We start from the raw sequence: 22,625 nt of genomic DNA on the forward strand, positions 1-22,625 counted from the left end.
CGGTCCGGAATGTTCGATTCCACGCTGAACTGCGTCGATGTCGCGTCCGACGACCGGCGGCTGGCTTACCGAGCGGTGCCGGGGTGGACTGGTATCAGCGCGTGAGACCGCCGTCGAGCGCGTGGCTGCAGCCGTTGTACGACGCGCGGTGGCGTGACGGACGCCGCTTGAGTCGGGGGTGCGGGTCGCGCAACGGCTGCAGCGGATTTCTCGCACCGAAGGGCACCCGGGAACGTCGGAGCCGGCACGTAGGATCACCCGCATGACGCGTGTTCGGCTCAACGGTTCGGCAGCTCTGCACGACGGTGGGTTCGCCTACAGCGCGAGTGTGGCGCCCGGTCCGCTGTTGTTCACCGCCGGGATCAGCCCGCTCGATGCCGAAGGCGGCGTGGTCGCGCCCGGGGATGTGGTCGGCCAGACCCGAAGATGTCTGCAGAACCTCGCCACGGTGCTCGCCGAGCAGGGCGCCTCGATGGCCGACATCGCGAAGCTCACCATTTACGTCGCCGAGCATCTCCAGGCGGATCTGGTGGTCGCCTGGCAAGCGGTCGCCGACGAGTTCGCCGACGGGGTGCCGCCGGCGATGATGCTCGGCGTGACGGTCTTGCCGTACGACGACCAGGTGGTGGAGATCGAAGCGATCGCGGCACCACCGGTGTGATGACAGTTCGTCCCTGCATCAGTGACGCGGCCCGGAGGAGTCGCCTGTTGCGGCGTCACCGACTCGTCGCCGACGCCTGGGCGTCCACGGTCACCGAGGTCGCCGACGATCTGGTCGGTTTGCACGCCACCACACCGTCGACCGTCTACCTCTCCGCATGGGCGCGCGTCGACGGGTTCGTCCCCGACCTGATGGACGCCGCCCTCTATGAGGATCGGTGCGTCGTCAAGCAGCTCGCAATGCGCCGCACCCTCTTCGTGTTCAGCCGGCCGGTCCTGGCTGAGGCAGTCGGAGCGGTTGGCCCTCGGGTCACCGCGTCGGAACGCACCAACATGCTGCGCGACCTGCGGCGCAGTGACGACTTCGACGACCCGGAGGGATGGATCGACCGGGCCCGCGCGGCAGTATTGGGCGACCTCGCCGACGGAGCGGCCCGCACGTCGAGCGAACTGCGGGAACGTCTCCCCGAACTCGACGGCCACATCGTCTACGGCGTGGGCAAGTCCTGGGGTGGCAAGGTCCCGATGGGGCCGCGTGTGCTGAACATGATGAGTGCCGCCGGTGACATCGTCCGCGGACCGAACTCGGGGTCCTGGATCCTGTCGCGTCCGTCGTGGGTGGCGATGACGAGTTGGCTCGGCGAACCCCTTGTGCCGATGAGCGTCGAGGACGGCCACCGTGCCCTCATCGGGCGCTGGCTGCGATCGTTCGGGCCGGGGACCGAGGCCGACCTCGTGTGGTGGACGGGATCGACCAAGCGGGCGGTCCGGGCGGCGTTGGCCGAGCTGGACGTCGTCGAGGTGGATCTCGAGCGCGGTGAGGTCGGCTACCTGCTGGCCGACGACGTGACCGGCGACGAGATCGGCGGCGACGTGGAACCACAGGCGCTGCTGCTGCCGGAACTGGACCCCACGACGATGGGCTGGAAGCAGCGCGAATTCTACCTCGGGCCGCACGCGTCGCACGCATTCGACAGCAACGGCAACGGTGGACAGACCGCCTGGTGGGATGGGCGCATCGTCGGTGGTTGGCGCCAGGACAAGGCCGACGGTCGGATCGACGTGCACACGTTCGAGAAGCTCCCGAAGGTTGCGACCCGAGCATTGAGAGATCGGGCGGACGCGCTCGGTGAGTGGCTCGGCGACGTGCGCCCGTCGCCGGGCTACCCGGCACCATTCATGCGCGGGGCCGCCCCTTCGTGACGCATCCTCACAAGCTCGGAGGCTCCTCAGGGATCGGAGAGATAGGGTCCTCGCTGGATCGGAGGACGGGCGGGGCGGAGCTGCGAACGTCACCCACCCGGACCCTGAGGCGTTGCCCTGCAGAGCGAGCGTCACCAACTCGGTCCCTGAGGCGCCGCCCTGAGGAGCGAGCTTGCGAGTGTCACGAAGGGAGCGAGCTCGCGAGCGTCACGAAGGGCCATCCCCGCAGGTGAACACTCACAGAAAGCTCCCAGCAAGATTGCAGACTCGTGGCAGCCTGGTCATGGAAGGTGATGGCATGAGCGAATCTGTGAATGGTCAGGCAGCGGGTCAGGGAGCCAAGGTGCTCGTCGTCGACGACGAGGAGAACATCCGTGAGCTGCTGTCGGTGTCGCTCAAGTTCCAGGGCTACGACGTGGCGACCGCGGAGAACGGGCCGGCGGCCATCGACAAGTGCCGAAGCGTCAAGCCGGATGTGCTCGTCCTCGACGTGATGATGCCGGGAATGGACGGATTCGGACTGTTGCGGCGACTGCGTGCCGACGGAGTCGAGGCGCCCGCGTTGTTCCTCTCGGCCCGCGATTCGGTGGAGGACAAGATCAACGGCCTGACCATCGGTGGTGACGACTACGTGACCAAGCCGTTCTCCCTCGAGGAGGTCGTCGCACGACTGCAGGTGCTGCTCCGCCGCAGTGGGTTCGATCAGCAGGCCAAAGAGTCCTCGCGGATCACCTTCGCCGACATCGAACTCGACGACGAGACACACGAGGTGTGGAAGGCCGGTGAACTCGTCCCGCTCTCGCCCACCGAGTTCACGCTGCTGCGGTACTTCATGGTCAACGCCGGCACCGTGTTGTCCAAACCCCGCATTCTCGATCATGTCTGGAACTACGACTTCGGTGGAGAGGTCAACGTCGTCGAATCGTATGTGTCGTATCTGCGCCGCAAACTCGACACCGGGGACAAGCGACTGATCCACACCCTGCGCGGCGTCGGCTATGTGATGCGCGAGCCCCGGGGATGACCAGCACAGCCGTCGCCCCCCGCCCGACCGGGCCGCCGCCGGCGGAATCCGAGGAGGGGCGGACGCGAAAACGCGGTATCCCGCTGCGACTGTCGTTGGTCGGACTCACGCTTGTTCTCGTCGTGCTCGGGCTGCTCGCCTCCGGCCTCGCCGTCACCTCGGCGATGAAGCAGGACCTGCTGTCGCGCACCGACGAAGGGCTCATCAACGCCGTGCACACCTGGGCCCGCCCGCATGACCCGGGCTCGATGCCCACCGAGGGACCGCCCGCCGGCCCGCGACGACCACCCTCGCAGTACTACTCGATGATCACCATCAGCACCGGCGACACGATCGTCAACAACGACTTCAGCAACGAACCCGATCTGGACGGGCTGCCCGACGGCGACACCCGACCGACGACCGTGAACTCGGTCGACAGCGGCGGTCCGAAGTGGCGGGTCGTCAAACAGGCCAATCCCTACGGCGAGTCCATCGTCGCGACACCGCTGAGTGACGTCAACGCGACCCTGTCCCGCTTGATGTGGCTCCAACTGGGGATCGGGGCGCTCGTCGTGGTGGCGATCGGTGTGCTCAGCTATTTGTTGGTCCGAACGAGCCTGCGGCCGCTGCGGCGCGTCGAGGAGACGGCGCACGCGATCGCGGCCGGCAACCTCAACATGCGCGTGCCGTCGGCGCCACCCAACACCGAGGTCGGCAGCCTGTCCGGGTCTCTGAACACCATGCTCGGCCAGATCCAGCGGGCGTTCGCACGGACCGCAGCCTCCGAACAGCAGGCCCGCGCCTCCGAGGAGAAGATGCGGCGGTTCATCGCCGACGCGAGTCACGAACTTCGCACCCCGCTCACCTCGATCAAGGGATTCGCCGAGCTGTACAAGCAGGGTGGCGTGCCCGATCCGGGTGACGCGATGCGGCGGATCGACACCGAGGCAGGTCGGATGGGGCTGCTCGTCGAGGATCTGCTGATGCTCGCGCGCCTCGACGCGCACCGCCCGATCGACCAGTCGCCAGTCGACGTGCTCGCCGTCGCCACCGACGCCGTGCACAGCGCGTCTGTCGCCGCGCCGCAACGAGAGATCCGGATCGAGATCGGTGAGTCGGAGGAACCACCCATGGTGACCGGCGATGCACCCCGGTTGCTGCAGGTGCTGCGCAACCTGATCAACAATGCGATCGCCCATACGCCCCCGGAGGCGTCGATCACCGTCGGCGTCGCGGTCGAGGGCGGCAACGGCCGCGACGACGTCGTCCTGAGTGTCACCGACACCGGCCAGGGCCTCACACCAGACGAGGCCTCGCACGTTTTCGAACGGTTCTATCGTGGTGACTCGTCGCGCCATCGCGGGGGCAACGGCGGTGGCAGCGGGCTCGGACTGTCGATCGTCGCGGCACTCGTCCAGGCACACAACGGCACTGTCGGCGTGGACTCGACGCCCGGGAAGGGCTCGACCTTCTGGGTTCGATTGCCGCGGCGGACCGAATGAACCGATGAGTTGACGGCCCACCGTTGGTCTACCCGGTAGGCGACGAAAGGGAATTCCATGACGAACGGCATACCTCGTGTGGTCGATGAGCAGACCTGGCGGGCCGAACTGGGCGAGCTGAGAACGCGGGAGAAGGCCGCGACACGCGAATTGGACGCGATCGCCGCCCAGCGGCGGCGCCTGCCGATGGTCGCGATGCCGGACTACACACTCATCGGGCCCGACGGGCCGGTCCGGCTCGTCGACGTCTTCGACGGGCGATCGCAGCTGATCATCTACAACCACATGTGGTTCGACGACGCCGAGTTCCAGTGCGGCGGCTGCACGAGTTTCACCTCGCAGTTCACCCGGCTGGACTTCCTGGACAATTACGACGCCCGGTTCGTGATCGTCACCAACGGGCCCATCGACGAAGCGCTCGCCTACAAGGCGAAGGTCGGCAACAAGATGGACTGGTACTCGTCCTCGGAGAGCTCGTTAGGGAAAGATGTCGATGCCGGCCCCGGGGAAGGATTCGCGCTCAACGTGTTCCTGCGTGACGGTGGCACCGTGTACCGCACCTGGCACACGACCGGGCGCGGGGTGGAACAGCTGGCGCACACCTTCCCGCTGATCGACATCCTGCCGTGGGGCCGGCAAGAGGTGTGGCAGGACTCCCCGGACGGTTGGCCGCAGAAGCCGACCTACTCCGGCTGGCTGGACTCCCCAGACGTCGCCCGTTTGTACGGCCGCTGACGGACAGAGGGGTTCGCTGGCGATGAAACGCTCAGATGAGCTTGCGGAGCGTGGCGAACTCGCGGACGTCCTCGCGGAAACGGTCCAGGCTCACGAGCGTGTACATGCCGTCGATCTGTCGATCGGCCCACAGTTGGTGAATACGCCTGAGGTCGGATTGACGTGACTTCCAGCCGATTCCGTCGATGACGGCCAGGACGAGTTGCTTGGGGAGGCGGACCTCCGCCATCTCCTCGATCTCCCGGACGGCGTCGGTGAGTTTGCTGCCCGTCGAGTCGAAGCCTTTGGCCGCGACCACGATGTCCGCGGTGTCGGGGTCGCCGATGATGAGGTCGGCGGGCGCGGTCCGTCCGTTGCGGCCGGTGAACCGTGAGCGTGTCACGTAGTCGAGGCCGAGATCCTGTGCGATCGCCTCGATCTCGTCCTCGATGCGGCGACCCGATGCGCCGGCCCGGGTCGCGGTGACGCGGCTTCCGGCCCGGGCGACCAGGATGTCGGCGAAGGTATAGGTGCGGTCGAGTTGGGTTCGGAGCATGCGCACGAGATCGAACTCGGCGTCGAGCCAGGTGATCAGGTCGACCGGCTGCGATCGCGCCACGCCGTGCCAGCCGGTGGTGCCGAAGCGGTCGCGCAGGACGTTCTTCAGCTTCTCCTGCGACAACCCGACCGCCAGCCCGAGAACAGGGACGTCGGTGGGGTGGTCGCGCACCCAGGCCGCGAGACCGGCGATGTCGGTGTCGAGGACGTCGCCGAGGCTCGCGGTGGCCTGGGTGATGCGTTCGGCCTCGGGCGTGGACGCCGTCGGGTCGACGTGAGAGGTCAACCGACCCAACGTGTTCAGGTAGTCGTCGAACTCGCCCGCGTCACTCATCGCGCTTGGGCCCAACGGTGGTTCGCGTGGCCGTCGTCCTCGCCGATCGAGTTGCCGGCGCAATCTTCGCTGGTCGGGTTGCGCGCGTAGCTTTCGCTGGTTGAGTTGCTGGCGCAATCTTCGCTGGTCGGGTTGCGCGCGTAGCTTTCGCTGGTTGAGTTGCTGGCGCAGTCTTCGCTGGTCGGGTTGCGCGCGTAGTCTTCGCTGGTTGAGTTGCTGGCGCAGTCTTCGCTCGTCGGGTTGCGCGCGTAGCTTTCGCTGGTCGGGTCGCTCGCGTAATCTTCGCCGATCGAGTTGTCGGCGCAATCTTCGCTGGTCGGGTTGCGCGCGTAGCTTTCGCTGGTCGGGTCGCTCGCGTAATCTTCGCTGGTCGAGTTGCCGACGCAATCTTCGCTGGTCGAGTCGCTCGCGTAGCTTTCGCTGGTCGAGTTGCTGGCGCAATCTTCGCTGGTCGGGTTGCGCGCGTAGCTTTCGCTGGTCGAGTAGCCCGCGAGGTACGAGCGTGCGTATCGAGACCTCGTGACGTGGTCTCGATGCGCGGGCTCGCCCTGGGGGGCTAGCTCGCTACTCGACCAGCGGGAAACTTGGTGTGTGGGCGAACGAAACACCATCTGGGTCAGTCGCGCCCGATGAACAGGTATTCGCTCACGTCGCGCCGGGTGGCGGCGACGTGGGTGCCGAAACTGTACTTGTGGTCGATCGCGATCACCTCGACAGACGGTTTGACCTTACCGAGCAGGTCCACGATGCGGTCGGCACCTGGCAGCGCGTTCGATGAGTAGGACAGCACGATGGCGCCGGCGTCCTCGAAGTGCTCGAACGTGCGGACGAGTGCGTCCTCGATGCTGTGCTTGTAGGCGAACGGCGTGTAGCGCTTGGTGAGCTTCTTGGTCTTGGTGTGCTCCATGATCGTCATGCCACGCCAGTAGGCGGACAGGCCCTCGAGGAAGTGATACCGCTTGATGTAGTCGTTGTCGTCGGTGGGCGGTGCGTACGGCGGGTCGAGATAGACCAGGTCCGGCGGGCCGTCGAGAGCCGCCAGGTCCAGTTCGAAGATGTCGCCGCTGACGCTGCGGTTGGATCGGCCGTTGCTGAACACCGTCGCGTTGTACTCGGCAACCGAGCGGAGCCGGAAGTGGTCGCGCAGCGACATCCGCAGATCGCGGCGCCCGTCGGCGTAGCGGGTGGAGTCGGTGAAGGTGAAGACCCCGCGAGGTTGTTTGCGGGCAGCGGAGAGCACCAGAGCCGAGATCGCCAGGTCCCGGCGATAACCACGCAGGCGGTCGATGTGCGACCAGGCGGAGTCGAGGAAGGCGCGATCCTCCGCGGTGAAGTACAGGCCGTCGAAGGTGGTCTGGATGAAGTCGCGGTCGTCGGCGGGTGGCCCGCAGATCTCCTCGACCAGTTCGGGTTCCAGCCGAACGCTGGAGTTGGCGACGGTCGCGCGGGTGATGATGTGCGGGAACGTCAGGAAGTCGTTGCTCATCACCTGGAAGCCCTGGGCCTTCAACAGGTAGGACACCACACCCGAGCCGGAGAACGCATCGACCGCGGTGGCCCCGCCGATCTCGGCGAAGGTGCGTTCGAGGTGGGGGAGGAGTCGATACTTGGAACCCATGTAGCGCAGGCGCGGAAACCGTTGCGCGGTCTCGACGACATCCACCGACCCCACTGCGTGCTGGATCGGCCCGCGCGCTCCGCGGGTGAACTCTGGTCGACTCACACGAAAAGAATGTCATGGAGCTCTGACAGGGCGTCGACAACACGGCGACTACCGGAGATACAGTGACTCCCATGGCATCGGTCTTCACCATGATCATCAACGGAGAACTGCCCGGACGATTCGTGTGGAAGGACGGCCAGGCCGTCGCGTTCCTCACCATCAACCCGGTGACCCCCGGCCACGTGCTCGTCGTGCCGCGCAAGGAGGTCGACCACTGGGAGCAGATGGACACCGCGTCCTACCTGCATCTGGCGGATGTTTCCCAGAAGATCGGCCGGGCAGTCAAGGAGGCCTTCGGTGCGTCGCGGGTCGGCACGATGATCGCCGGACTCGAGGTGGCGCACGTGCACCTGCATGTGTTCCCGCTGGAGAGCATGGACGTCTTCGACCTGGGCAATGCGGACAAGGATCCCGACCCGGAAGAGCTCGACTCCGCCGCCGAGAAGATCCGCGACGCCCTGCGTAGTACCGGCTACGGCGAATACGTGGCCAACGCCTGATTGTGCCGGTTGGGTACAGGCGAGTCCGGGCCACGCAGCCGTTGGCTCCGGGATCAAGTCACGTCACACCGTGCGATGGATGAGCAGCGGCATCACCGCCGCCGCACCCGCCTTCCGTAGCGCGGCCGCGGCCAGTGTGATCGGCCAGCCGGAACTCGTCTCGTCGGCCACGAGCAGCACGTTCTGGCCCACCACGTCGGGCATCTCGCCGAGATGGTCGCGCCAGTAGACGGCCTCGGTGGCGCCGGTCGCGTCCCGGCCGGGCGGATCACCCATGCGCACGGGGACCGCCAGACCGGGCCGGCGTCCGACCGTACACAGATGCTCGGCGACACGTTCGGCGAGCAGCGTGCCGGTCAGCCGCAACGATCCGATGACGTCGGGCCGTATCCCGGTCTCGCGTACCCATGCCGACAGCGTCGCGACAGCCGCATCACCGAGATCGGACAGTGCCTGGGCGTCGCCGCGGCGGGCGCCGTCGAGTAGGTCGGTCCATTCGGGCGCATCGGCATGTGCGAGCACCCGTCCCGGTTCGGCCGCCAGGTCGGCCGGAATCCGGCCGCGGGTGCCGAATGCGCCGCCCGGCCACATCTTTCGGGAGTCCAGGACCAGGGCCGACCGCCGCAGCGCGGCGGTGATCGTCCGCACCGTCTCGGCCGGCACGTCCGCCGACAGCGGCTCGGTCAGCGTCCCCCGGCACACCGAGCACCTTCCGCACGGCTCCGCGGCCGGGTCGTCGAGTGACGAGGTGAGCAACTGCATGAGGCACTGTCGACCGGCCACATACGAACGCATGATGTCGGCCTCGCGGCGGCGCACCTCGATCACACCGTCGTAGTGCTCCGCGTCGTAGGTCCACGGTGTCCCGGTCGCCGACCATCCGTCGGGGCCACGTTCGGTCGCGCCATCCACAGCGAGCTGCTTGAGCATCAATTCCACACGGCCCCTTCGGAATCCGGTGGATGATTCCAATTGCGGCACCGACATCGGCCCGTCTGACGCGGCGAGCGTGTCCAGCAGCACCCGCATCCTGTCCGGATCGGGGATCGTGGCCGTCGCGAAGTGATCCCAGATCGCGTCATCGGTCCGCGACGCCAGCAGCATCACCACGGCGTCGTCGAGAGCGCGGCCGGCACGGCCGACCTGTTGGTAGTAGGAGACCGGTGACGGGGGTGACCCGACGTGAACGACGAAACCGAGGTCGGGTTTGTCGTAGCCCATGCCGAGCGCCGACGTCGCGATCAGCGCCTTCACCTCGTTGCGCAGCAGCGCGTCCTCGAGTTGGTGGCGTCGATCGCCGTCGAGCTGACCGGTGTAGGCGGCGACCGGGAAGTCCTGGCCGTGGACCGCCTTCACGGCGTCGACGAGCCGGTCCGCGTCGGCGACCGTCAGCACGTAGACGATGCCGGAGCCCGGTAGGTCGGGCAGGTACTGGGCCACCCAGCCGTACCGTTCGATCGGTGCCAGCCCGTCGATGACATTGAGGTGCAGGGACCGTCGGGCCAGTGCCCCGCGCAACACCAGCGTGTGACTGCCCAGCTGGGCTGCGACGTCGTCGGTCACGCGGGCATTCGCGGTGGCCGTGGTCGCCAGCACCGGTGTCTGCGGGTTGAGAGTCTGCAGAACGTCGGAGACGCGTCGGTAGTCGGGCCGGAAGTCGTGTCCCCAGTCGGAGATCGCGTGCGCTTCGTCGATCACGAGCAGACCGAGCTGGCCGGCGAGGGCGTCGAGGACGCGACGGCCGAATCCCGGATTGGCCAGACGCTCCGGCGACACGAGCAACACATCCAGTTCCCCGGATCGCAGCTCATCCTCGATGGCCGACCACGCGTCGAAGTTCGACGAGTTCAACGTCGCGGCTCGCAGGCCGGCCCGCTCGGCGGCGCTCACCTGATCGCGCATCAACGACAGCAACGGGGAAACGATCAGGGTGGGTCCGGCGCCTTCTCCGCGGCGGATGGCCGTCGCCGTCCAGTACACCGCCGACTTGCCCCAACCGGTCGCCTGCACGACCAGGACACGTGCTCCCGACTCGGGCCCGCTGCCCGAAACCGGCCGTACCAAAGCGGCCACCGCGGTCTGCTGATCGTCGCGCAGGCGGGCGCCGGGACCGGCCAGGCTCTCGATCACCCGGTCGGCGGCCTGCTGCTGGTCGGAGGACAGGGTCGCTGCTGGGGAGGACATGACGCCAACCTATCGGTCCGCACGGACACCGGCCCGGGCCACGTGCCGGTTGTCCACAACGGGCCCGCGCTCACAGGAAGCTGACAGCTTCGATGCAGAGTGGGCGAAGTTTGCGGCCCGAAGCTATGAGTCATGACAGCAGAAGCGCTCCCGGCGACCGGCGATCGGTCGGTGATCGTCGCCGACAGTTCGACACCGGTCCCCATCCTCGACATCGTGGTCCCCGTCTACAACGAAGAGGCCGACGTGGCCGGCTCGGTGCGTCGACTGGCCGACCACCTGCGGACCAACGTGCCCTACCCGGCCCGGATCACCGTCGCCGACAATGCGAGCACGGACGCCACCCTGGCGATCGCATCGGCGCTGACCGATGAGATCGACGGCCTGCGCGTGGTGCATCTCGAGCAGAAGGGTCGTGGCCGCGCACTCAACGCGGTCTGGCGGGCCAGCGACGCGCAGATCGTCGCCTACTGCGACGTCGACCTCTCGACGGATCTCAACGCACTGATGCCGCTGATCGCGCCGCTGATCTCGGGTCACTCGGACATCGCGATCGGTACCCGGCTCGCGCGGTCGTCGCGGGTGGTCCGCGGACCCAAACGCGAGTTCATCTCCCGTTCCTACAACCTGATCCTGCGGACCACGATGCGCGCCAAGTTCTCCGACGCGCAGTGTGGTTTCAAGGCGATGCGCACCGACATCGCACGCCAGGTGCTGCCGTACGTCGAGGACACCGGCTGGTTCTTCGACACCGAACTGCTGGTGTTGGCCGAGCGGATCGGCCTGCGTATCGCCGAGGTCCCGGTCGACTGGGTCGACGACCCGAACAGCACCGTCGACATCGTCTCGACCGCCGTCGCCGACCTCAAGGGATGTGCGCGAGTCGGATACGCGCTCACCACCGGTCGGCTTCCGATCGCCCAGCTGCGCACCACCATCGGCCGCGACCGCGCTCCCGGTCCGGCCATCGACGGTGTGCCGTTCGGACTCGTCGGCCAACTGGCCCGCTTCTGCGTGATCGGTGTCGCGTCCACGGTCGCCTATGCCGTGCTGTACCTGCTGCTCCACTCCTTCCTGGGTGCGCAGGTCTCGAACTTCGTGGCACTCGCGGTCACCGCGGTGCTCAACACCGCCGCCAACCGGCGCTTCAGCTTCGGCATCTCGGGCCGTGAGGGTGCCGTCCGGCACCAGTTGTTCGGGTTGGGTGTGTTCGTGTTCGGATGGCTGGTCACCTCCGGAGCCCTCGTCGCGCTACACGCGTTCGCGCCGGAGGCCACCAAGCATCTCGAGCTGTTGGTGCTCGTGATCGCGAACCTGGTCGCCACCCTGACCCGCTTCGTCGGGTTGCGCTGGGTGTTCCGCGGTCACCTCAATCCGGCGGGCCCGAAACCCGGTCCGAACCCGCTGGTCGAAGGGGCCGCCGAATGAGCACCACCATCGATCGTCCGACGTCGTCATCCGTTCCGCCCGAGGCACCCGCCTCCGGGCGGAACGCCCATGTCTGGCGGCGTATCTCACTCGCCGTCCTGTTGGTGGGCACCGGTGTCGTCAACATCGTGAACCTGTCCGCCAACGGATGGGCCAACTCGTTCTACTCGGCGGCGATCCAGGCCGGTTCGGAGTCATGGAAGGCCTGGTTCTTCGGCTCGTCGGACATGGCGAACTCGATCACCGTCGACAAGCCGCCTGCATCACTGTGGATTCCGTCGTTGTCCGTGCGGATCTTCGGACTCAACTCCTGGTCGATCCTGGTGCCCAACGCCTTGATGGGTGTCGCCTCGGTGGCGCTGCTGTACCTGATCACCAAGAAGTACTTCGGCCACTGGGCAGGCATCCTGGCCGGCGCGGTGTTGGCGCTCACACCGGTCGCGGCGATGATGTTCCGGTTCAACAACCCCGAAGCGCTTCTCATCCTGCTGATGATCGCGGCGGTCTGGGCCATGCTCAAGGCGATCGAGGACGGGCGCATCCGGTGGATGATCCTGACCGGTGTCTTCGTCGGTTTCGGTTTCCTCACCAAGCAGTTGCAGGTGATGCTGATCGTGCCCCCGCTGGCCGTCACCTACCTCGCCTTCGGGCAGCACGCCTGGGTCAAGCGACTCGGGCATCTGTTCGCGGCGCTCGGCGCGTTGATCGTCAGCGCGGGGTGGTGGATTCTCGCCGTCGAGCTGTGGCCGGCGTCGTCGCGGCCCTGGATCGGTGGTTCGCAGAACAACTCGATCCTCGAACTCACACTCGGTTACAACGGTTTCGGCAGGCTCAGCGGTAACGAGACCGGCAGCGTGATGCCGGGCGGCGGTGGCGGCTACACCGGCGCGATGGGCGGCGCCGGCGGATATCTGGGTGCCGCCGGCGGTCCCGGTGGTCCTGGTGGCGGCCGCGGCGGTATGTGGGGTGAGACCGGGTGGCTGCGCATGTTCGAGCCGGCCCAGGGCGGCCAGATCGCGTGGCTGATCCCCTCCGCGCTCGTCCTCGGGATCGCCGCGCTCGTCGTCATCGGCAAGGCCCGCCGCACCGATCTCCGTCGCGCATATCTGGCGGTGTGGGGACTGTGGCTGCTGGTCACCATGGTCACCTTCAGCTTCATGGCCGGAATCTTCCACAGCTACTACACGGCCGCTCTTGCCCCGGCGGTGGCCGCGGTCGTCGCGGGTGCTGCGGCGGTGTGCTGGTCGGCGCGGGATCGTCTCTGGGTCCGGATCGTGCTCGCAGCCGGTGTGTGGATCGCGGCGATCTGGGGCTTCGCCCTGTTGAATCGCTCACCGGACTTTGTTCCGTGGTTGCGGTGGCTGGTGCTGCTCGTCGGCATCGTCGGCGGTGCCGTCACGCTTGTCGCACACCGCACCTATCTGTCGGGGCTGGCCTTGGTGACCGCACTGGCCGCGGCGTTGGCGGGGCCGGTGGCGTACACGATCGACACCGTTGCGACCGCCAAACAAGGCTCGATCATCAGCGCCGGACCGCGTGTGGAGGGCGAGTTCGGTCCGGGTGGCGGGGGCCCGGGTGGTCACCGATGGGGCACGATGCGCGGGGGCGTCCGTGGCCAGGCGATGCCGGGCGCGGCGCGTGGTGGCGGCACCAACACCCCAGGCGGGGCGATGGCCGGTCCGGGCGGCACAGGCATGCCCGGCGGGATGGGCGCCGCCGGCGTTCCCGGTGGCATGGCTGCGGGCGGCGGGCTGTTCGGAGCCGAGGGCGGACCAGGAGGGATGGGCGGCCCGGGTGGACTGTTGAACGGCTCGAAACCGAGCGCCGAACTCGTCGCGATGCTGCAGGCCGACGCAGATCGCTACACCTGGGTGGCCGCGGCCGTCGGCTCGAACGAGGCATCCGGATACCAGCTCGAATCGGGATACTCGGTGATGCCGGTCGGCGGCTTCAACGGCACCGACCCGTCGCCGACCCTGGATCAGTTCCAGAAGTTGGTGTCGGAGAGGAAGATCCACTATTTCATCGGTGGTGGCCGCGGATTCGGCGGGGGGTCTGATGGCAGTCGTCCATCCGCGGAGATCGCTGCGTGGGTGCAGGAGCACTTCACCGCGACGACCGTCGGTGGGACCACGGTCTACGACCTGACCGACCCCACCGCCGGCTGACGTCGGCCCGCATCGAGCCCGACTGTCGCCGGTCACCACGTGCATGTGCGAGGTGACCGGTGACAGGAGGCGTGGATTCAGATCGCTCACCGGCGTCGCATCGACGGCTGCCTGCCGCCGGCTTCGCTAGAGTTCCGACCGTGAGCATCACCATCGGACATCCGCTGCGGCGCATGACCGGCCGTGACCCGCATCAGGAAGGCCGGGCCGCGACCAGTCTGGAACTGTTCTACGACCTGATCTTCGTCGTCGCCTTCTCCGCTGCCGGAACCTCGGTGGCTCACCAGATCGCCGAAGGGCACTATTCGGCTGCCGTCTTCGGCTACCTGCTCTGCACATTCGCCGCGATCTGGGCGTGGATCAACTTCGCCTGGTTCGCCTCCGCATTCGACACCGACGACTGGTTCTTCCGGCTGGTGACGCTGGTGCAGATGATCGGCGTCGCGATCATCGCGCTGGGTATCCCACCGATCTTCGAGTCCCTGGCCGGGCACGAGCACGTCGACAACCGGGTTCTCGTCATCGGCTACATCGTGATGCGGGTCGGGATGGTCGCCCAGTGGCTGCGTGCGGCGGCCCAGAGTGTCGACTGTCGGCGGGCGTGCCTCATCTATGCGACGATGACGCTTGTCGCTCAGATCGGCTGGGTCGCGGTGCTGATCGCGGACATGAGACCCCTGGCGACGTTGTTCGCGATGATCGGGTGCATCGCCGTCGAACTGCTGGGCCCGTTCATCGCCGAGCGCACTACCTCTGGAACTCCGTGGCATCCACACCACATCGCCGAGCGCTACGGACTGTTGACCATCATCACTCTCGGCGAGGGCGTCGTCGGTACGGTCGCGGTGCTGGGGGCGCTCATCGAAGTTCAGGGCTGGTCGGTGGAGACCGCGGTGCTGGGCCTGGCGTCGATGGGCGTGACGTTCGCGATGTGGTGGATGTACTTCATCGTGCCGACCGGCGATGCCCTGCACGTGCATCGGGAGAAGAGCTTTGTCTGGGGTTACGGGCACATCCTGATCTTTTCGGCCGCGGCGGCCGTCGGAGCCGGACTGCATGTCGCCGCGCTCTACATCGAGCACGAAGCCCACATCGGTGCGGGGGTGGTGGTGGCTAGCCTGGCGATCCCGTTGGGTGTGTACTGCCTCGGTGCCCTCGCCATGTACGACTATCTGTTGCCGTTCGATCCGTTGACCGTGCTCCTCGCCCTGGGGGCGATCACGTTCCTCGTCGCCGGCGTCTGGCTGGCTGCGGCGGGGGTCTCGGTGGTCGTCGCGATCGTCGTCGCATCGCTGGCACCGGTCCTGATCGTGGTTGTCGACGAGGTGTTCGGGGTGCCGCGGCGGGCGGAGGCGTTGGTGAGCATGGGTGTGCAGGTGGTCCACGCCTGAGTCGTCGGCTCAGAGGGGTGCCACGTCCTCGGACCGCGGAATCAAGCGGCGCCGGTCATCGATATTCCACAGTTCGACGGTCTGGACGATCCAGAACAGCGAGAACTCGAACAGCAGTAGGGCTTCGGCGAGGATGATCGCGTACGGCCACCGGGCCCAGAGGTGCAGGATCACCACCAACGCGGCGGTCACGATCATCGCGATCGCGATTGCGCCGTAGATCAGCGAGTATCGGTTGCGCCATGTTCCGTACTGCTTGGCGGCGAGGTAGGCGTTGCACGCCACGACGACACCGATCAGCACGAACATGGTCACCGCCGCGATGCCGTGGGCGTAGCGCGCGAAGAAATCCGCGAACCAGAACATCACGAACATGGTGATCGCGATGACGCCTCCGACCACGCGTGCCACGTTGCCCAGCGGCGTCCACGGCTGCGTCGTCCGCGTCAACCGACCCACCACGATCTGACCGACGAGCGCCACCACCGTCACGATGAACAACGCCGTCGTCGACGTGCGGATGCTGGCATCGCTCAGGCCTGCGTCGAAGCCGAACGGTTCGCACGCCGTCCCCGGCTGTCCCGGCCTGGCGGTCGGCACGAATGCGACGATGAACGCGAGGAATCCGGCGGTGTCGAGCAGCACGTCCTCGGTGTCGGAGTTGCCGCGGTAGGCGATGAGGCACGCGCCGAGCGCACACACCATGCCGAGGAAGACGGCGTGGATCGCGGTGAAATAGTAGGCGCTGATCGAGGTCTGGAAGCACCAGTCGTGCCGGCCGGCGTCGACGAGGACGCCCACCGCGAGCATCAGCACCAGCATGACCATGCCCAAGCGCAGGGTCCGGTACGTCCCCAAGGCGTTGCTCACCCCGCGGGGCGGTGCTGTCATGGTGACCTCCCGAGCCAACTCTAGGCCCGCGTGCTGTTCGTCCTCCCGAATTTCATTCATCCGCCAGAAGCTTCGGGGGGAATGGAGACCAGGCGGACGAACCGGGTGGCGGCCCGCGCCCAGGCTGACCTCGTCGGTAGGTGCACACTAGAGTCGTCACCGTGCGCGTACTCGTGATCGGCTCGGGCGGCCGCGAACATGCCCTGCTCATCGGACTGTCGGCCGACCCGTCGGTCACCGAACTGCACGTCGGTCCCGGCAACGCCGGGACGTCGGCGATCGCCACCAACCATCCGGTCGATGTCGCGTCGGGCGAGGCCGTCGTGGCTCTGGCCACGAGCGTCGACGCCGACCTGGTCGTTATCGGCCCGGAGGTCCCACTTGTGCTCGGTGTCGCAGATGCCTTGCGTGAGGCGGGTTTCGCCACGTTCGGTCCGAGCGCGGCCGCGGCCCGCATCGAAGGGTCGAAGGCGTTCGCCAAGGACGTGATGGCGGCCGCCGGGGTCCGGACCGCGCACAGCGAGATCGTCGACAACCCGGCCCGCCTCGACGCCGCACTCGACCGGTTCGGGCCGACCTGGGTGGTCAAGGACGACGGCCTGGCCGCCGGCAAGGGCGTCGTCGTGACCGAGGATCGGATGGCTGCCCGTGACCACGCGGCGGAACTCCTCGAGAACGGCCACCCGGTGCTGCTGGAGAGCTTCCTCGACGGACCGGAGGTCTCCCTGTTCTGTCTCGTCGACGGCGAGACGGTGGTCCCACTACTTCCCGCCCAGGATCACAAGCGGGTGGGGGACAACGACGCCGGACCCAACACCGGCGGCATGGGCGCCTACACGCCATTGCCGTGGTTGCCCGATGAGATGACCCAGCAGATCGTCGACGAGGTGGTGAAACCGGTCGCGGCCGAGATGGCGAAGCGGGGAACCCCTTTCTCCGGGTTGCTCTACGCCGGGCTCGCGATCGGCAAGAACGGTCCCGCCGTCGTCGAGTTCAACTGTCGCTTCGGTGACCCCGAGACACAGGCCGTCCTCGCATTGCTCAAATCCCCACTCGGACAAGCCCTCAACGCCACAGCGACGGGAACCCTGGATCAACTCCCGAAGCTGGAGTGGTCCGATGGTGCCGCTGTCACCGTTGTCGTCGCAGCGGAGAACTACCCGGGCAAGCCACGCACCGGGGACGTGATCTCTGGTGCCGACGGCGAGGGTGTTCTGCACGCCGGTACGGCACACAACGACGACGGTGCCGTGGTGTCGGCGGGTGGGCGCGTGCTGGCCGTGGTCGGGACCGGCGCCGATCTCGCCGAAGCGCGCGCCCAGGCCTACGAGCGGATCGCGGGCGTCAAACTGCCCGGCTCACATTTCCGCACCGACATCGGCAAAGCGGCACTCGAGGGCCGGATCTCGCTCTGACGCTGGGTGGTGGTTGCGGCCCTTCGTGACGCATCCTCGCAAGCTCGGAGGCTCCTCAGGGACCGGTGAGTGCACGCTCGGAGGCTCCTCAGGGACCGGTGAGTGCACGCTCGGAGGCTCCTCAGGGACCGGTGAGTGGACGCTCGGAGGCTCCTCAGGGACCGGTGGGGACGCTCCGCCGCGGTGACGGCGACGGTCGAGGTGGGAAGGCTTGACCGGTTGGGGGGGGTGCTCGGAGGCTCCTCAGGCACCGGCGGAAAAGCGCAAGCTCTGTATCCGGTGAGGAAGCTCTGTATCCGGTGGGGGAGCTCAGTAACCGACCGGGCCATCGCCGGCTCACCGCGCCAGATTGCGCCCCAGGAATTCGACCTGTTCGGGCAGCACGCTGCGCCAGTAACGGTTGGTGTGTCCGCCTGCCGACGTCCCGAACGCGGCCGGTGGATGCAGCCCTGCGGCCCATTGCCGGGTGTAGGTGAAGAACTGGTCGGACGAGCCGATGCAGATCAACAGGGGGATCTTCGTGAACGCGGGCTGCTGCCCGAACAACGAATTCGCCTGGTAGTCGTCGTAGGAGTCGAAGGCGCGAGCTGGGAAGTTTCGGGGATCGGCCCACAACGCGGGTGAACTGACCGCGACGGCGGCAACTTTCGGTGCGCCGAGCAACGCGCCGAGTCGCAGCGCGCCATACCCGCCCATCGACCAGCCGAACAGCCCGATGCGTTCGGTGGACAGATTCAGCTCCGGGCTCGACGACAGCATGGGGAGGAACTCGTCGAGGATCATCGCGGCCCCGTCGGTACCGTCGGCGCGCGCGTGGAAGTAATTTCGGCCTACGTCGGCGGCGGCCAGCGCGAACGGGGCGTTGCCGGCATCGACATACTGCTGCAGGACATTCTGCATCTGCAGCTTCGACGAGAAGATCGACTTCTCGTTCGTGTTCAGCGCGTGCATCACCAGGACCACCGGCAGCTGCCCGGACACACCTTCGGGTCGCGCCACCGCCCAGCGGGTGTTGCGCCCCGCCATCTTGGCGGAGACGAAACTGCCGGTGATCAGCGGCGGTCCGCCCTCGGCGATGCTCGGCGGACTGGTCTCCGACGGGAGCTCGTCGTCGGCGGCCCGGGTCTCCAGCTTGCGCGGCTCGACCGTCGTCGGCGACTGGTTCGAGCACGCCGCCAAACCGCCGATCAGGGCCGCACCCATGCCGCCCACGAGGACCGAACGACGACTGACCCGGCCGAGGCGATCCTCGGTCGGGTCAGTGGCGTTCGTCGGCGAATCACGTTCGGCAGTCATTGCCTCCCCAGATTACTGGTCCACCGCTGTTGTCTCCCGACACCACCGCCGGGTGCGCGGCGTGGCGTCTATGCGACGCGCCGACGCCCGTACGTCCGCACCGCGGCGATGTAGGAGACGACCGCGATGCCCACACTCCACGCCACGGCGGCCACCGCGGTCCCGGTCCCGATCGCCGTGCCTGTCAGCAGCCCGCGCAGCGTCTCGGTGACCGGGGTGAACGGCTGGTATTCGGCGAACTGCCGCAGTCCCGGCGGCATCGAGTCGGTGGGTACGAACCCGCTACCGAGGAACGGCAGCAGTGTCAGCAACATCGGTGTGTTGCTGGCGGTCTCGACACTCTTGGCGGCGAGACCGAGGTACACCGCGAGCCAGATGAGCGCAACGCTGAACAGGACGATCAACCCGGCCGTGGCCAGCCATTCCAGTGCGTTCGCGTTCGGTCGGAAGCCGAGCGCGAGTGCGACGGCGAGGACGACAATGATGCTGAAGACGGTTTGGATGAGGCTGCCCAGCACATGACCGGTCAAGACGGCCGACCGGCTGATGGCCATGGTCCGGAATCGCGCGATGATCCCCGACGTCATGTCCATCGCGACGTTGATCGACGTGCCCTGCACCGCCGCCGCGACTGTCATCAGCAGGACACCGGGCACGACGTAGTTGACGTAGGCCTGCCGTCCGGTCTCCCCGGTGGGGGTGGTCATGTCGGCGCCGAGTTGCCCGCCGAACACGTAGACGAACAGCAGCAGGAACACGATCGGCATCCCGATGAGCAGCACCGTCATCGACGGATACCGGACGATGCGGCGCAGGTTGCGGCGCAGCATGGTGGTCGAGTCGGTCACGGTGTAGGTGAGAGTGGTCATCACGCGGCCCCTGTCTGGTCGGCGGTCTGGGGTTGCTCGGTGGTCTGCTGGCGCCCGGTCAGGGCGAAGAAGACGTCGTCGAGACTCGCGGTGTGCACGGAGATGTCGGTGACCGCCAGGCCGGCGGACTCGATGTGCTCCAATGCATCACGCAAGGTCACCACGGTGTCGTCGGCGGGTAGGTCGAGCCGATGCGCGGGACGGTGAGCGATCCCTTCCGGGAACAGTGTGATCGCCCGCGAGAGGTCGTCATCGTCGGCGAACGTCAGGTGGATCGACGAGCCACGGACGCGGCGCTTCAGTTCGGCAGCGGTACCCTCGGCGACGATACGGCCGTCGTCGAGCAGCGCGATACGGTCGGCCAGCTGATCTGCTTCGTCCAGGTACTGGGTGGTGAGGAAGATCGTCACACCGCTGCGTGCCAGCCCCGCGATCGTCTCCCACAGTGTCCGGCGGCTGCGCGGGTCGAGTCCGGTCGTCGGCTCGTCGAGGAAGATCACCTCGGGTGTGGCTACCAGTGACATCGCGAGATCGAGCCGGCGACGCATGCCGCCCGAGTACGTCGACACCGCACGATCAGCGGCATCAGACAGGTCGAACTGGGCCAGCAACTCGTCGACCCGTGCCTTCCCGGTCGCCTTGGGAAGGTGATGCAGGTCGGCCATCAGGCGCAGATTCTCCCGACCGGTGAGTAGGTCGTCGAGCGCGGCGAACTGTCCGGTGACGCCGATGACCGAACGGATGCCGTCGGGATCGTCGGCCAGATCGTGCCCGCCGACGGTGACGGTGCCCTCATCGGCGGGGAGCAGCGTGGACAAGATGTTGACCGTGGTCGTCTTGCCCGATCCGTTCGGGCCCAGCAGCGCGAAGACCTCGCCCGCGGCGATCGTCAGGTCCAACCCATTCAGAACCACCTTGTCGCCGTAGCTCTTTCGCAACCTTCTGGCGCTGATCGCAAGGGCGGTACCACTGGACTCGTTCATGATTCACTGCTCCCGTCATTCGATGGTGAACTCCATGGATCGACCAGTTCGCCCGACGCGATCAACGAGGCGCGGTGTTTCTTCCACTCCTCGTACAGCGCCGGGATTCGGTCGGTGAGGAAGTCGGCGAGCGCCGCGACCTCGGTCAGGGCGGCCCGTCGGTTGGCATCGGCATCGCGCAGGACGTCAAGCCCTTCGCGGGCGAGGGTGGCCAGTTCCTCGAACTCGCCGATGTCGAACCCCAGTGACTGGGGTGAGGAGAGGTCGATGCTGACCCGGTCCATGCGCTCGCCGGCGGTTCGCGTCCGCTTGACGACGTCGAGCCGTTCGAGGGTTTCCAGAGCGCCGGTGATCGCAGACCTGCTCGCGAGCAGCGCCTCGCTGAGTTCGCTGATGCTCTGCGCCGGCGGGTCGCAGACCGAGAGATATCCGATGACCCGCCCGACCATGGGCGGAAAGCTGAATCGGCGCGCGTAGTAGCGCGCCATGTGGTCGGCGTAGGTGAGCTGTTCGTCGCTGGGCACGACAACAGTATGCAGTGATATCTGAGATAACACAAATTTGTGTTATCTCAGATATCAGAGCTGGTATCAGCGGCGGCCGAAGAAGCCCCGCTTCTTTCCGTCAGCGTGCCCGGGGCACCACTGAGCAGGAGGGACCGAGCGCCGGACCGCGTCGACATGCATGCCGCAGCCGGACCAGGTGGTCTTGCCGCACTGGCGGCATCGAGTGGGATGGCACATGTCAGGCGGCGGCCTCTCGCAGGTCCGGCGGGCCGACGCGCGGCCGCTCCACCTGGGCAAAGGCCGGCGTTGCCGCCAGGGCGACGAGCCCGTCGAAAAGTCGATCGGCATCCTCGGCGTCCGGGATCTCGGTGAGTACGGGGCCGAAGAAGGCGCGCCCATCGATGACGATGATCGGGCTGCCCCCGCCGCCGCCGAGCGCGTCCTGACTCGCCTGGTGCGCGGTCCGAACGGCCGGATCCCAGCGCTCGTTGTCCATCGCGCCGACCGCCGAGGGGTCCAGGCCGCACTCGTCGAGTACTTCGCGAGCGACTTCATCGGTCAGTTCGCGGCCGTCGGCGTGCAGACGCTTGCCGAGTGCCAGGTACACGGGTCCGATGTCGGCGGGATCGGCCACTGCGGCGATGAGCCGCCCGGCACGACGCGACGTCGCGATGCGTGCAGCGTGCGCGCCTTGCGCCTCCGCGCCCTCGTTCAGGACGGCCAGGCTCATCTGTTTCCACGTGACCGACGCGTCGCGGCGCTCGGTCACGCCGACGAGCCATCGCGATGCCGCCCAGGCGAATGGGCATACCGGATCGACGAAGATCTCGACCTGCGTTGAGCTGTCAGACATCTCTACCCGCCTTCAGCTCGCGACCGGGGTGCCGAGTGTCGACACGGCCGCCCGCAGCTTCTCGGCGGCGTCGGCCGCGACTTCGGGCAGGCCCGGCGCATCGGTGACCGCGACCATGATGTCGGGGTTCATCGCCTCGACGATGACCCGTCCCGTGTTTTCGGTGTCATCACGGACGACCACGTTGCATGGCAACAGAAGGCCGATCTGTCGGTCGACGTCGAGGGCACGATGGGCCAGTGGTGGGTTGCACGCGCCGAGGATCAGATAGTTCTCCATGTCCTTGTCGAGCTTCTGCTTCAGCGTGGCCTTCACGTCGATCTCGGTGAGGACGCCGAAACCCTGTTCGGACAGGGCTTCTCGGGTACGTGCCACCGCGTCGTCGAAGGTGGTCTCCATGGTCGTGGTGTAACCGAGCTGCATGATGTGTTCCTTTCTGTC

Annotated in this window: 22 protein-coding genes; 10 read left to right on the plus strand and 12 right to left on the minus strand. The window is 67.1% G+C overall.

Annotation, left to right across the window (positions count from 1 at the left end; genetic code table 11):
* Positions 1–262 precede the first annotated feature (262 nt).
* From ACVT6V_RS08285 to ACVT6V_RS08305, 5 genes are all read left to right on the plus strand, one after another.
* Positions 263–661 carry a RidA family protein gene (locus ACVT6V_RS08285; protein ID WP_489899325.1) on the plus strand — a complete coding sequence of 133 codons (399 nt, stop codon included), beginning with the start codon at positions 263–265 and terminating at the stop codon, positions 659–661.
* Positions 661–1,863: a winged helix DNA-binding domain-containing protein gene (locus tag ACVT6V_RS08290; protein ID WP_489899326.1), complete on the plus strand. Its 1,203-nt coding sequence runs from the start codon at positions 661–663 to the stop codon at positions 1,861–1,863. The genes ACVT6V_RS08285 and ACVT6V_RS08290 overlap by 1 nt, the downstream gene beginning before the upstream one ends.
* Before the next feature lie 298 nt (positions 1,864–2,161).
* Positions 2,162–2,887 carry a response regulator transcription factor gene (locus ACVT6V_RS08295; RefSeq protein WP_489899327.1) on the plus strand — a complete coding sequence of 242 codons (726 nt, stop codon included), beginning with the start codon at positions 2,162–2,164 and terminating at the stop codon, positions 2,885–2,887.
* Positions 2,884–4,371, plus strand: coding sequence for a sensor histidine kinase (locus ACVT6V_RS08300; RefSeq protein ID WP_489899328.1), 1,488 nt, complete (start codon positions 2,884–2,886; stop codon positions 4,369–4,371). Before ACVT6V_RS08295 ends, ACVT6V_RS08300 begins: the two co-directional genes overlap by 4 nt.
* Before the next feature lie 57 nt (positions 4,372–4,428).
* Complete coding sequence (locus ACVT6V_RS08305; protein WP_489899329.1) at positions 4,429–5,106, plus strand: DUF899 domain-containing protein; 678 nt, start codon at positions 4,429–4,431, stop codon at positions 5,104–5,106.
* A 31-nt stretch (positions 5,107–5,137) separates the two neighbouring features.
* On the opposite strand, the gene ACVT6V_RS08310 is transcribed toward ACVT6V_RS08305, so the two are convergent.
* The 3 genes from ACVT6V_RS08310 to ACVT6V_RS08320 are packed head-to-tail and all read right to left on the minus strand — an operon-like array spanning position 5,138 to position 7,595.
* Entirely contained in the window at positions 5,138–5,977 is an 840-nt protein-coding gene (locus ACVT6V_RS08310; RefSeq protein ID WP_489899330.1) for a hypothetical protein, read from the minus strand.
* Positions 5,974–6,588 carry a hypothetical protein gene (locus ACVT6V_RS08315; protein WP_489899331.1) on the minus strand — a complete coding sequence of 205 codons (615 nt, stop codon included), beginning with the start codon at positions 6,586–6,588 and terminating at the stop codon, positions 5,974–5,976. The genes ACVT6V_RS08310 and ACVT6V_RS08315 overlap by 4 nt, the downstream gene beginning before the upstream one ends.
* Before the next feature lie 5 nt (positions 6,589–6,593).
* Positions 6,594–7,595, minus strand: coding sequence for a DNA adenine methylase (locus tag ACVT6V_RS08320; RefSeq protein WP_489900751.1), 1,002 nt, complete (start codon positions 7,593–7,595; stop codon positions 6,594–6,596).
* Between the two features lie 176 nt (positions 7,596–7,771).
* Between ACVT6V_RS08320 and ACVT6V_RS08325 the strand changes: the two genes are divergently transcribed.
* Entirely contained in the window at positions 7,772–8,200 is a 429-nt protein-coding gene (locus tag ACVT6V_RS08325; RefSeq protein ID WP_489899332.1) for an HIT family protein, read from the plus strand.
* Positions 8,201–8,263: 63 nt separating this feature from the next.
* Here ACVT6V_RS08325 and ACVT6V_RS08330 read toward each other — a convergent pair whose 3' ends face one another.
* Positions 8,264–10,384 carry a RecQ family ATP-dependent DNA helicase gene (locus ACVT6V_RS08330; RefSeq protein WP_489899333.1) on the minus strand — a complete coding sequence of 707 codons (2,121 nt, stop codon included), beginning with the start codon at positions 10,382–10,384 and terminating at the stop codon, positions 8,264–8,266.
* Positions 10,385–10,516: 132 nt separating this feature from the next.
* Between ACVT6V_RS08330 and ACVT6V_RS08335 the strand changes: the two genes are divergently transcribed.
* The 3 genes from ACVT6V_RS08335 to ACVT6V_RS08345 all read left to right on the plus strand — a co-directional run bounded on the left by ACVT6V_RS08335 (position 10,517) and on the right by ACVT6V_RS08345 (position 15,371).
* Positions 10,517–11,812 carry a bifunctional glycosyltransferase family 2/GtrA family protein gene (locus tag ACVT6V_RS08335; RefSeq protein ID WP_489899334.1) on the plus strand — a complete coding sequence of 432 codons (1,296 nt, stop codon included), beginning with the start codon at positions 10,517–10,519 and terminating at the stop codon, positions 11,810–11,812.
* Positions 11,809–13,980 carry an ArnT family glycosyltransferase gene (locus ACVT6V_RS08340; RefSeq protein WP_489899335.1) on the plus strand — a complete coding sequence of 724 codons (2,172 nt, stop codon included), beginning with the start codon at positions 11,809–11,811 and terminating at the stop codon, positions 13,978–13,980. The genes ACVT6V_RS08335 and ACVT6V_RS08340 overlap by 4 nt, the downstream gene beginning before the upstream one ends.
* Positions 13,981–14,153: 173 nt before the next feature.
* Positions 14,154–15,371: a low temperature requirement protein A gene (locus ACVT6V_RS08345; RefSeq protein WP_489900752.1), complete on the plus strand. Its 1,218-nt coding sequence runs from the start codon at positions 14,154–14,156 to the stop codon at positions 15,369–15,371.
* A gap of 9 nt (positions 15,372–15,380) precedes the next feature.
* Here ACVT6V_RS08345 and ACVT6V_RS08350 read toward each other — a convergent pair whose 3' ends face one another.
* Positions 15,381–16,262: a hypothetical protein gene (locus ACVT6V_RS08350; protein WP_489899336.1), complete on the minus strand. Its 882-nt coding sequence runs from the start codon at positions 16,260–16,262 to the stop codon at positions 15,381–15,383.
* A 161-nt stretch (positions 16,263–16,423) separates the two neighbouring features.
* Between ACVT6V_RS08350 and purD the strand changes: the two genes are divergently transcribed.
* The gene (gene purD / locus ACVT6V_RS08355; protein WP_489899338.1) at positions 16,424–17,677 is read left to right on the plus strand and encodes a phosphoribosylamine--glycine ligase; all 1,254 of its coding nucleotides are present in this window, start codon (positions 16,424–16,426) and stop codon (positions 17,675–17,677) included.
* A 336-nt stretch (positions 17,678–18,013) separates the two neighbouring features.
* On the opposite strand, the gene ACVT6V_RS08360 is transcribed toward purD, so the two are convergent.
* From ACVT6V_RS08360 to ACVT6V_RS08390, 7 genes are all read right to left on the minus strand, one after another.
* Positions 18,014–18,973, minus strand: coding sequence for an alpha/beta hydrolase (locus ACVT6V_RS08360; protein WP_489899339.1), 960 nt, complete (start codon positions 18,971–18,973; stop codon positions 18,014–18,016).
* 68 nt (positions 18,974–19,041) lie between these two features.
* Positions 19,042–19,842: an ABC transporter permease gene (locus ACVT6V_RS08365; RefSeq protein ID WP_489899340.1), complete on the minus strand. Its 801-nt coding sequence runs from the start codon at positions 19,840–19,842 to the stop codon at positions 19,042–19,044.
* Entirely contained in the window at positions 19,842–20,825 is a 984-nt protein-coding gene (locus ACVT6V_RS08370; RefSeq protein WP_489899341.1) for an ATP-binding cassette domain-containing protein, read from the minus strand. The genes ACVT6V_RS08365 and ACVT6V_RS08370 overlap by 1 nt, the downstream gene beginning before the upstream one ends.
* On the minus strand, positions 20,822–21,349 hold the full coding sequence (locus ACVT6V_RS08375) for a GbsR/MarR family transcriptional regulator (protein ID WP_489899342.1): 528 nt from the start codon (positions 21,347–21,349) through the stop codon (positions 20,822–20,824). Before ACVT6V_RS08375 ends, ACVT6V_RS08370 begins: the two co-directional genes overlap by 4 nt.
* Positions 21,350–21,415: 66 nt before the next feature.
* A complete protein-coding gene (locus ACVT6V_RS08380) occupies positions 21,416–21,679 on the minus strand; it encodes a DUF8730 family Cys-rich protein (RefSeq protein WP_489899343.1) in 264 nt (87 codons plus the stop codon).
* The gene (locus ACVT6V_RS08385; protein WP_489899344.1) at positions 21,570–22,184 is read right to left on the minus strand and encodes a mycothiol-dependent nitroreductase Rv2466c family protein; all 615 of its coding nucleotides are present in this window, start codon (positions 22,182–22,184) and stop codon (positions 21,570–21,572) included. The genes ACVT6V_RS08380 and ACVT6V_RS08385 overlap by 110 nt, the downstream gene beginning before the upstream one ends.
* 12 nt (positions 22,185–22,196) lie before the next feature.
* Positions 22,197–22,607 carry a DUF302 domain-containing protein gene (locus tag ACVT6V_RS08390; RefSeq protein WP_489899345.1) on the minus strand — a complete coding sequence of 137 codons (411 nt, stop codon included), beginning with the start codon at positions 22,605–22,607 and terminating at the stop codon, positions 22,197–22,199.
* Positions 22,608–22,625: the final 18 nt, after the last annotated feature.

This window comes from Gordonia sp. LMA167, from assembly GCF_058130025.1.

What these genes read in the sequence shown, in the direction of transcription:
- ACVT6V_RS08285 (WP_489899325.1), top strand. Translation starts at nt 263, where the DNA reads ATGACGCGTGTTCGGCTCAACGGTTCGGCAGCTCTGCACGACGGTGGG.
- ACVT6V_RS08290 (WP_489899326.1), top strand. Translation starts at nt 661, where the DNA reads ATGACAGTTCGTCCCTGCATCAGTGACGCGGCCCGGAGGAGTCGCCTG.
- ACVT6V_RS08295 (WP_489899327.1), top strand. Translation starts at nt 2,162, where the DNA reads ATGAGCGAATCTGTGAATGGTCAGGCAGCGGGTCAGGGAGCCAAGGTG.
- ACVT6V_RS08300 (WP_489899328.1), top strand. Translation starts at nt 2,884, where the DNA reads ATGACCAGCACAGCCGTCGCCCCCCGCCCGACCGGGCCGCCGCCGGCG.
- ACVT6V_RS08305 (WP_489899329.1), top strand. Translation starts at nt 4,429, where the DNA reads ATGACGAACGGCATACCTCGTGTGGTCGATGAGCAGACCTGGCGGGCC.
- ACVT6V_RS08310 (WP_489899330.1), bottom strand. Translation starts at nt 5,977, where the DNA reads ATGAGTGACGCGGGCGAGTTCGACGACTACCTGAACACGTTGGGTCGG.
- ACVT6V_RS08315 (WP_489899331.1), bottom strand. Translation starts at nt 6,588, where the DNA reads ATGGTGTTTCGTTCGCCCACACACCAAGTTTCCCGCTGGTCGAGTAGC.
- ACVT6V_RS08320 (WP_489900751.1), bottom strand. Translation starts at nt 7,595, where the DNA reads ATGGGTTCCAAGTATCGACTCCTCCCCCACCTCGAACGCACCTTCGCC.
- ACVT6V_RS08325 (WP_489899332.1), top strand. Translation starts at nt 7,772, where the DNA reads ATGGCATCGGTCTTCACCATGATCATCAACGGAGAACTGCCCGGACGA.
- ACVT6V_RS08330 (WP_489899333.1), bottom strand. Translation starts at nt 10,384, where the DNA reads ATGTCCTCCCCAGCAGCGACCCTGTCCTCCGACCAGCAGCAGGCCGCC.
- ACVT6V_RS08335 (WP_489899334.1), top strand. Translation starts at nt 10,517, where the DNA reads ATGACAGCAGAAGCGCTCCCGGCGACCGGCGATCGGTCGGTGATCGTC.
- ACVT6V_RS08340 (WP_489899335.1), top strand. Translation starts at nt 11,809, where the DNA reads ATGAGCACCACCATCGATCGTCCGACGTCGTCATCCGTTCCGCCCGAG.
- ACVT6V_RS08345 (WP_489900752.1), top strand. Translation starts at nt 14,154, where the DNA reads ATGACCGGCCGTGACCCGCATCAGGAAGGCCGGGCCGCGACCAGTCTG.
- ACVT6V_RS08350 (WP_489899336.1), bottom strand. Translation starts at nt 16,262, where the DNA reads ATGACAGCACCGCCCCGCGGGGTGAGCAACGCCTTGGGGACGTACCGG.
- ACVT6V_RS08360 (WP_489899339.1), bottom strand. Translation starts at nt 18,973, where the DNA reads ATGACTGCCGAACGTGATTCGCCGACGAACGCCACTGACCCGACCGAG.
- ACVT6V_RS08365 (WP_489899340.1), bottom strand. Translation starts at nt 19,842, where the DNA reads ATGACCACTCTCACCTACACCGTGACCGACTCGACCACCATGCTGCGC.
- ACVT6V_RS08370 (WP_489899341.1), bottom strand. Translation starts at nt 20,825, where the DNA reads ATGAACGAGTCCAGTGGTACCGCCCTTGCGATCAGCGCCAGAAGGTTG.
- ACVT6V_RS08380 (WP_489899343.1), bottom strand. Translation starts at nt 21,679, where the DNA reads ATGCCGATCGACTTTTCGACGGGCTCGTCGCCCTGGCGGCAACGCCGG.
- ACVT6V_RS08385 (WP_489899344.1), bottom strand. Translation starts at nt 22,184, where the DNA reads ATGTCTGACAGCTCAACGCAGGTCGAGATCTTCGTCGATCCGGTATGC.
- ACVT6V_RS08390 (WP_489899345.1), bottom strand. Translation starts at nt 22,607, where the DNA reads ATGCAGCTCGGTTACACCACGACCATGGAGACCACCTTCGACGACGCG.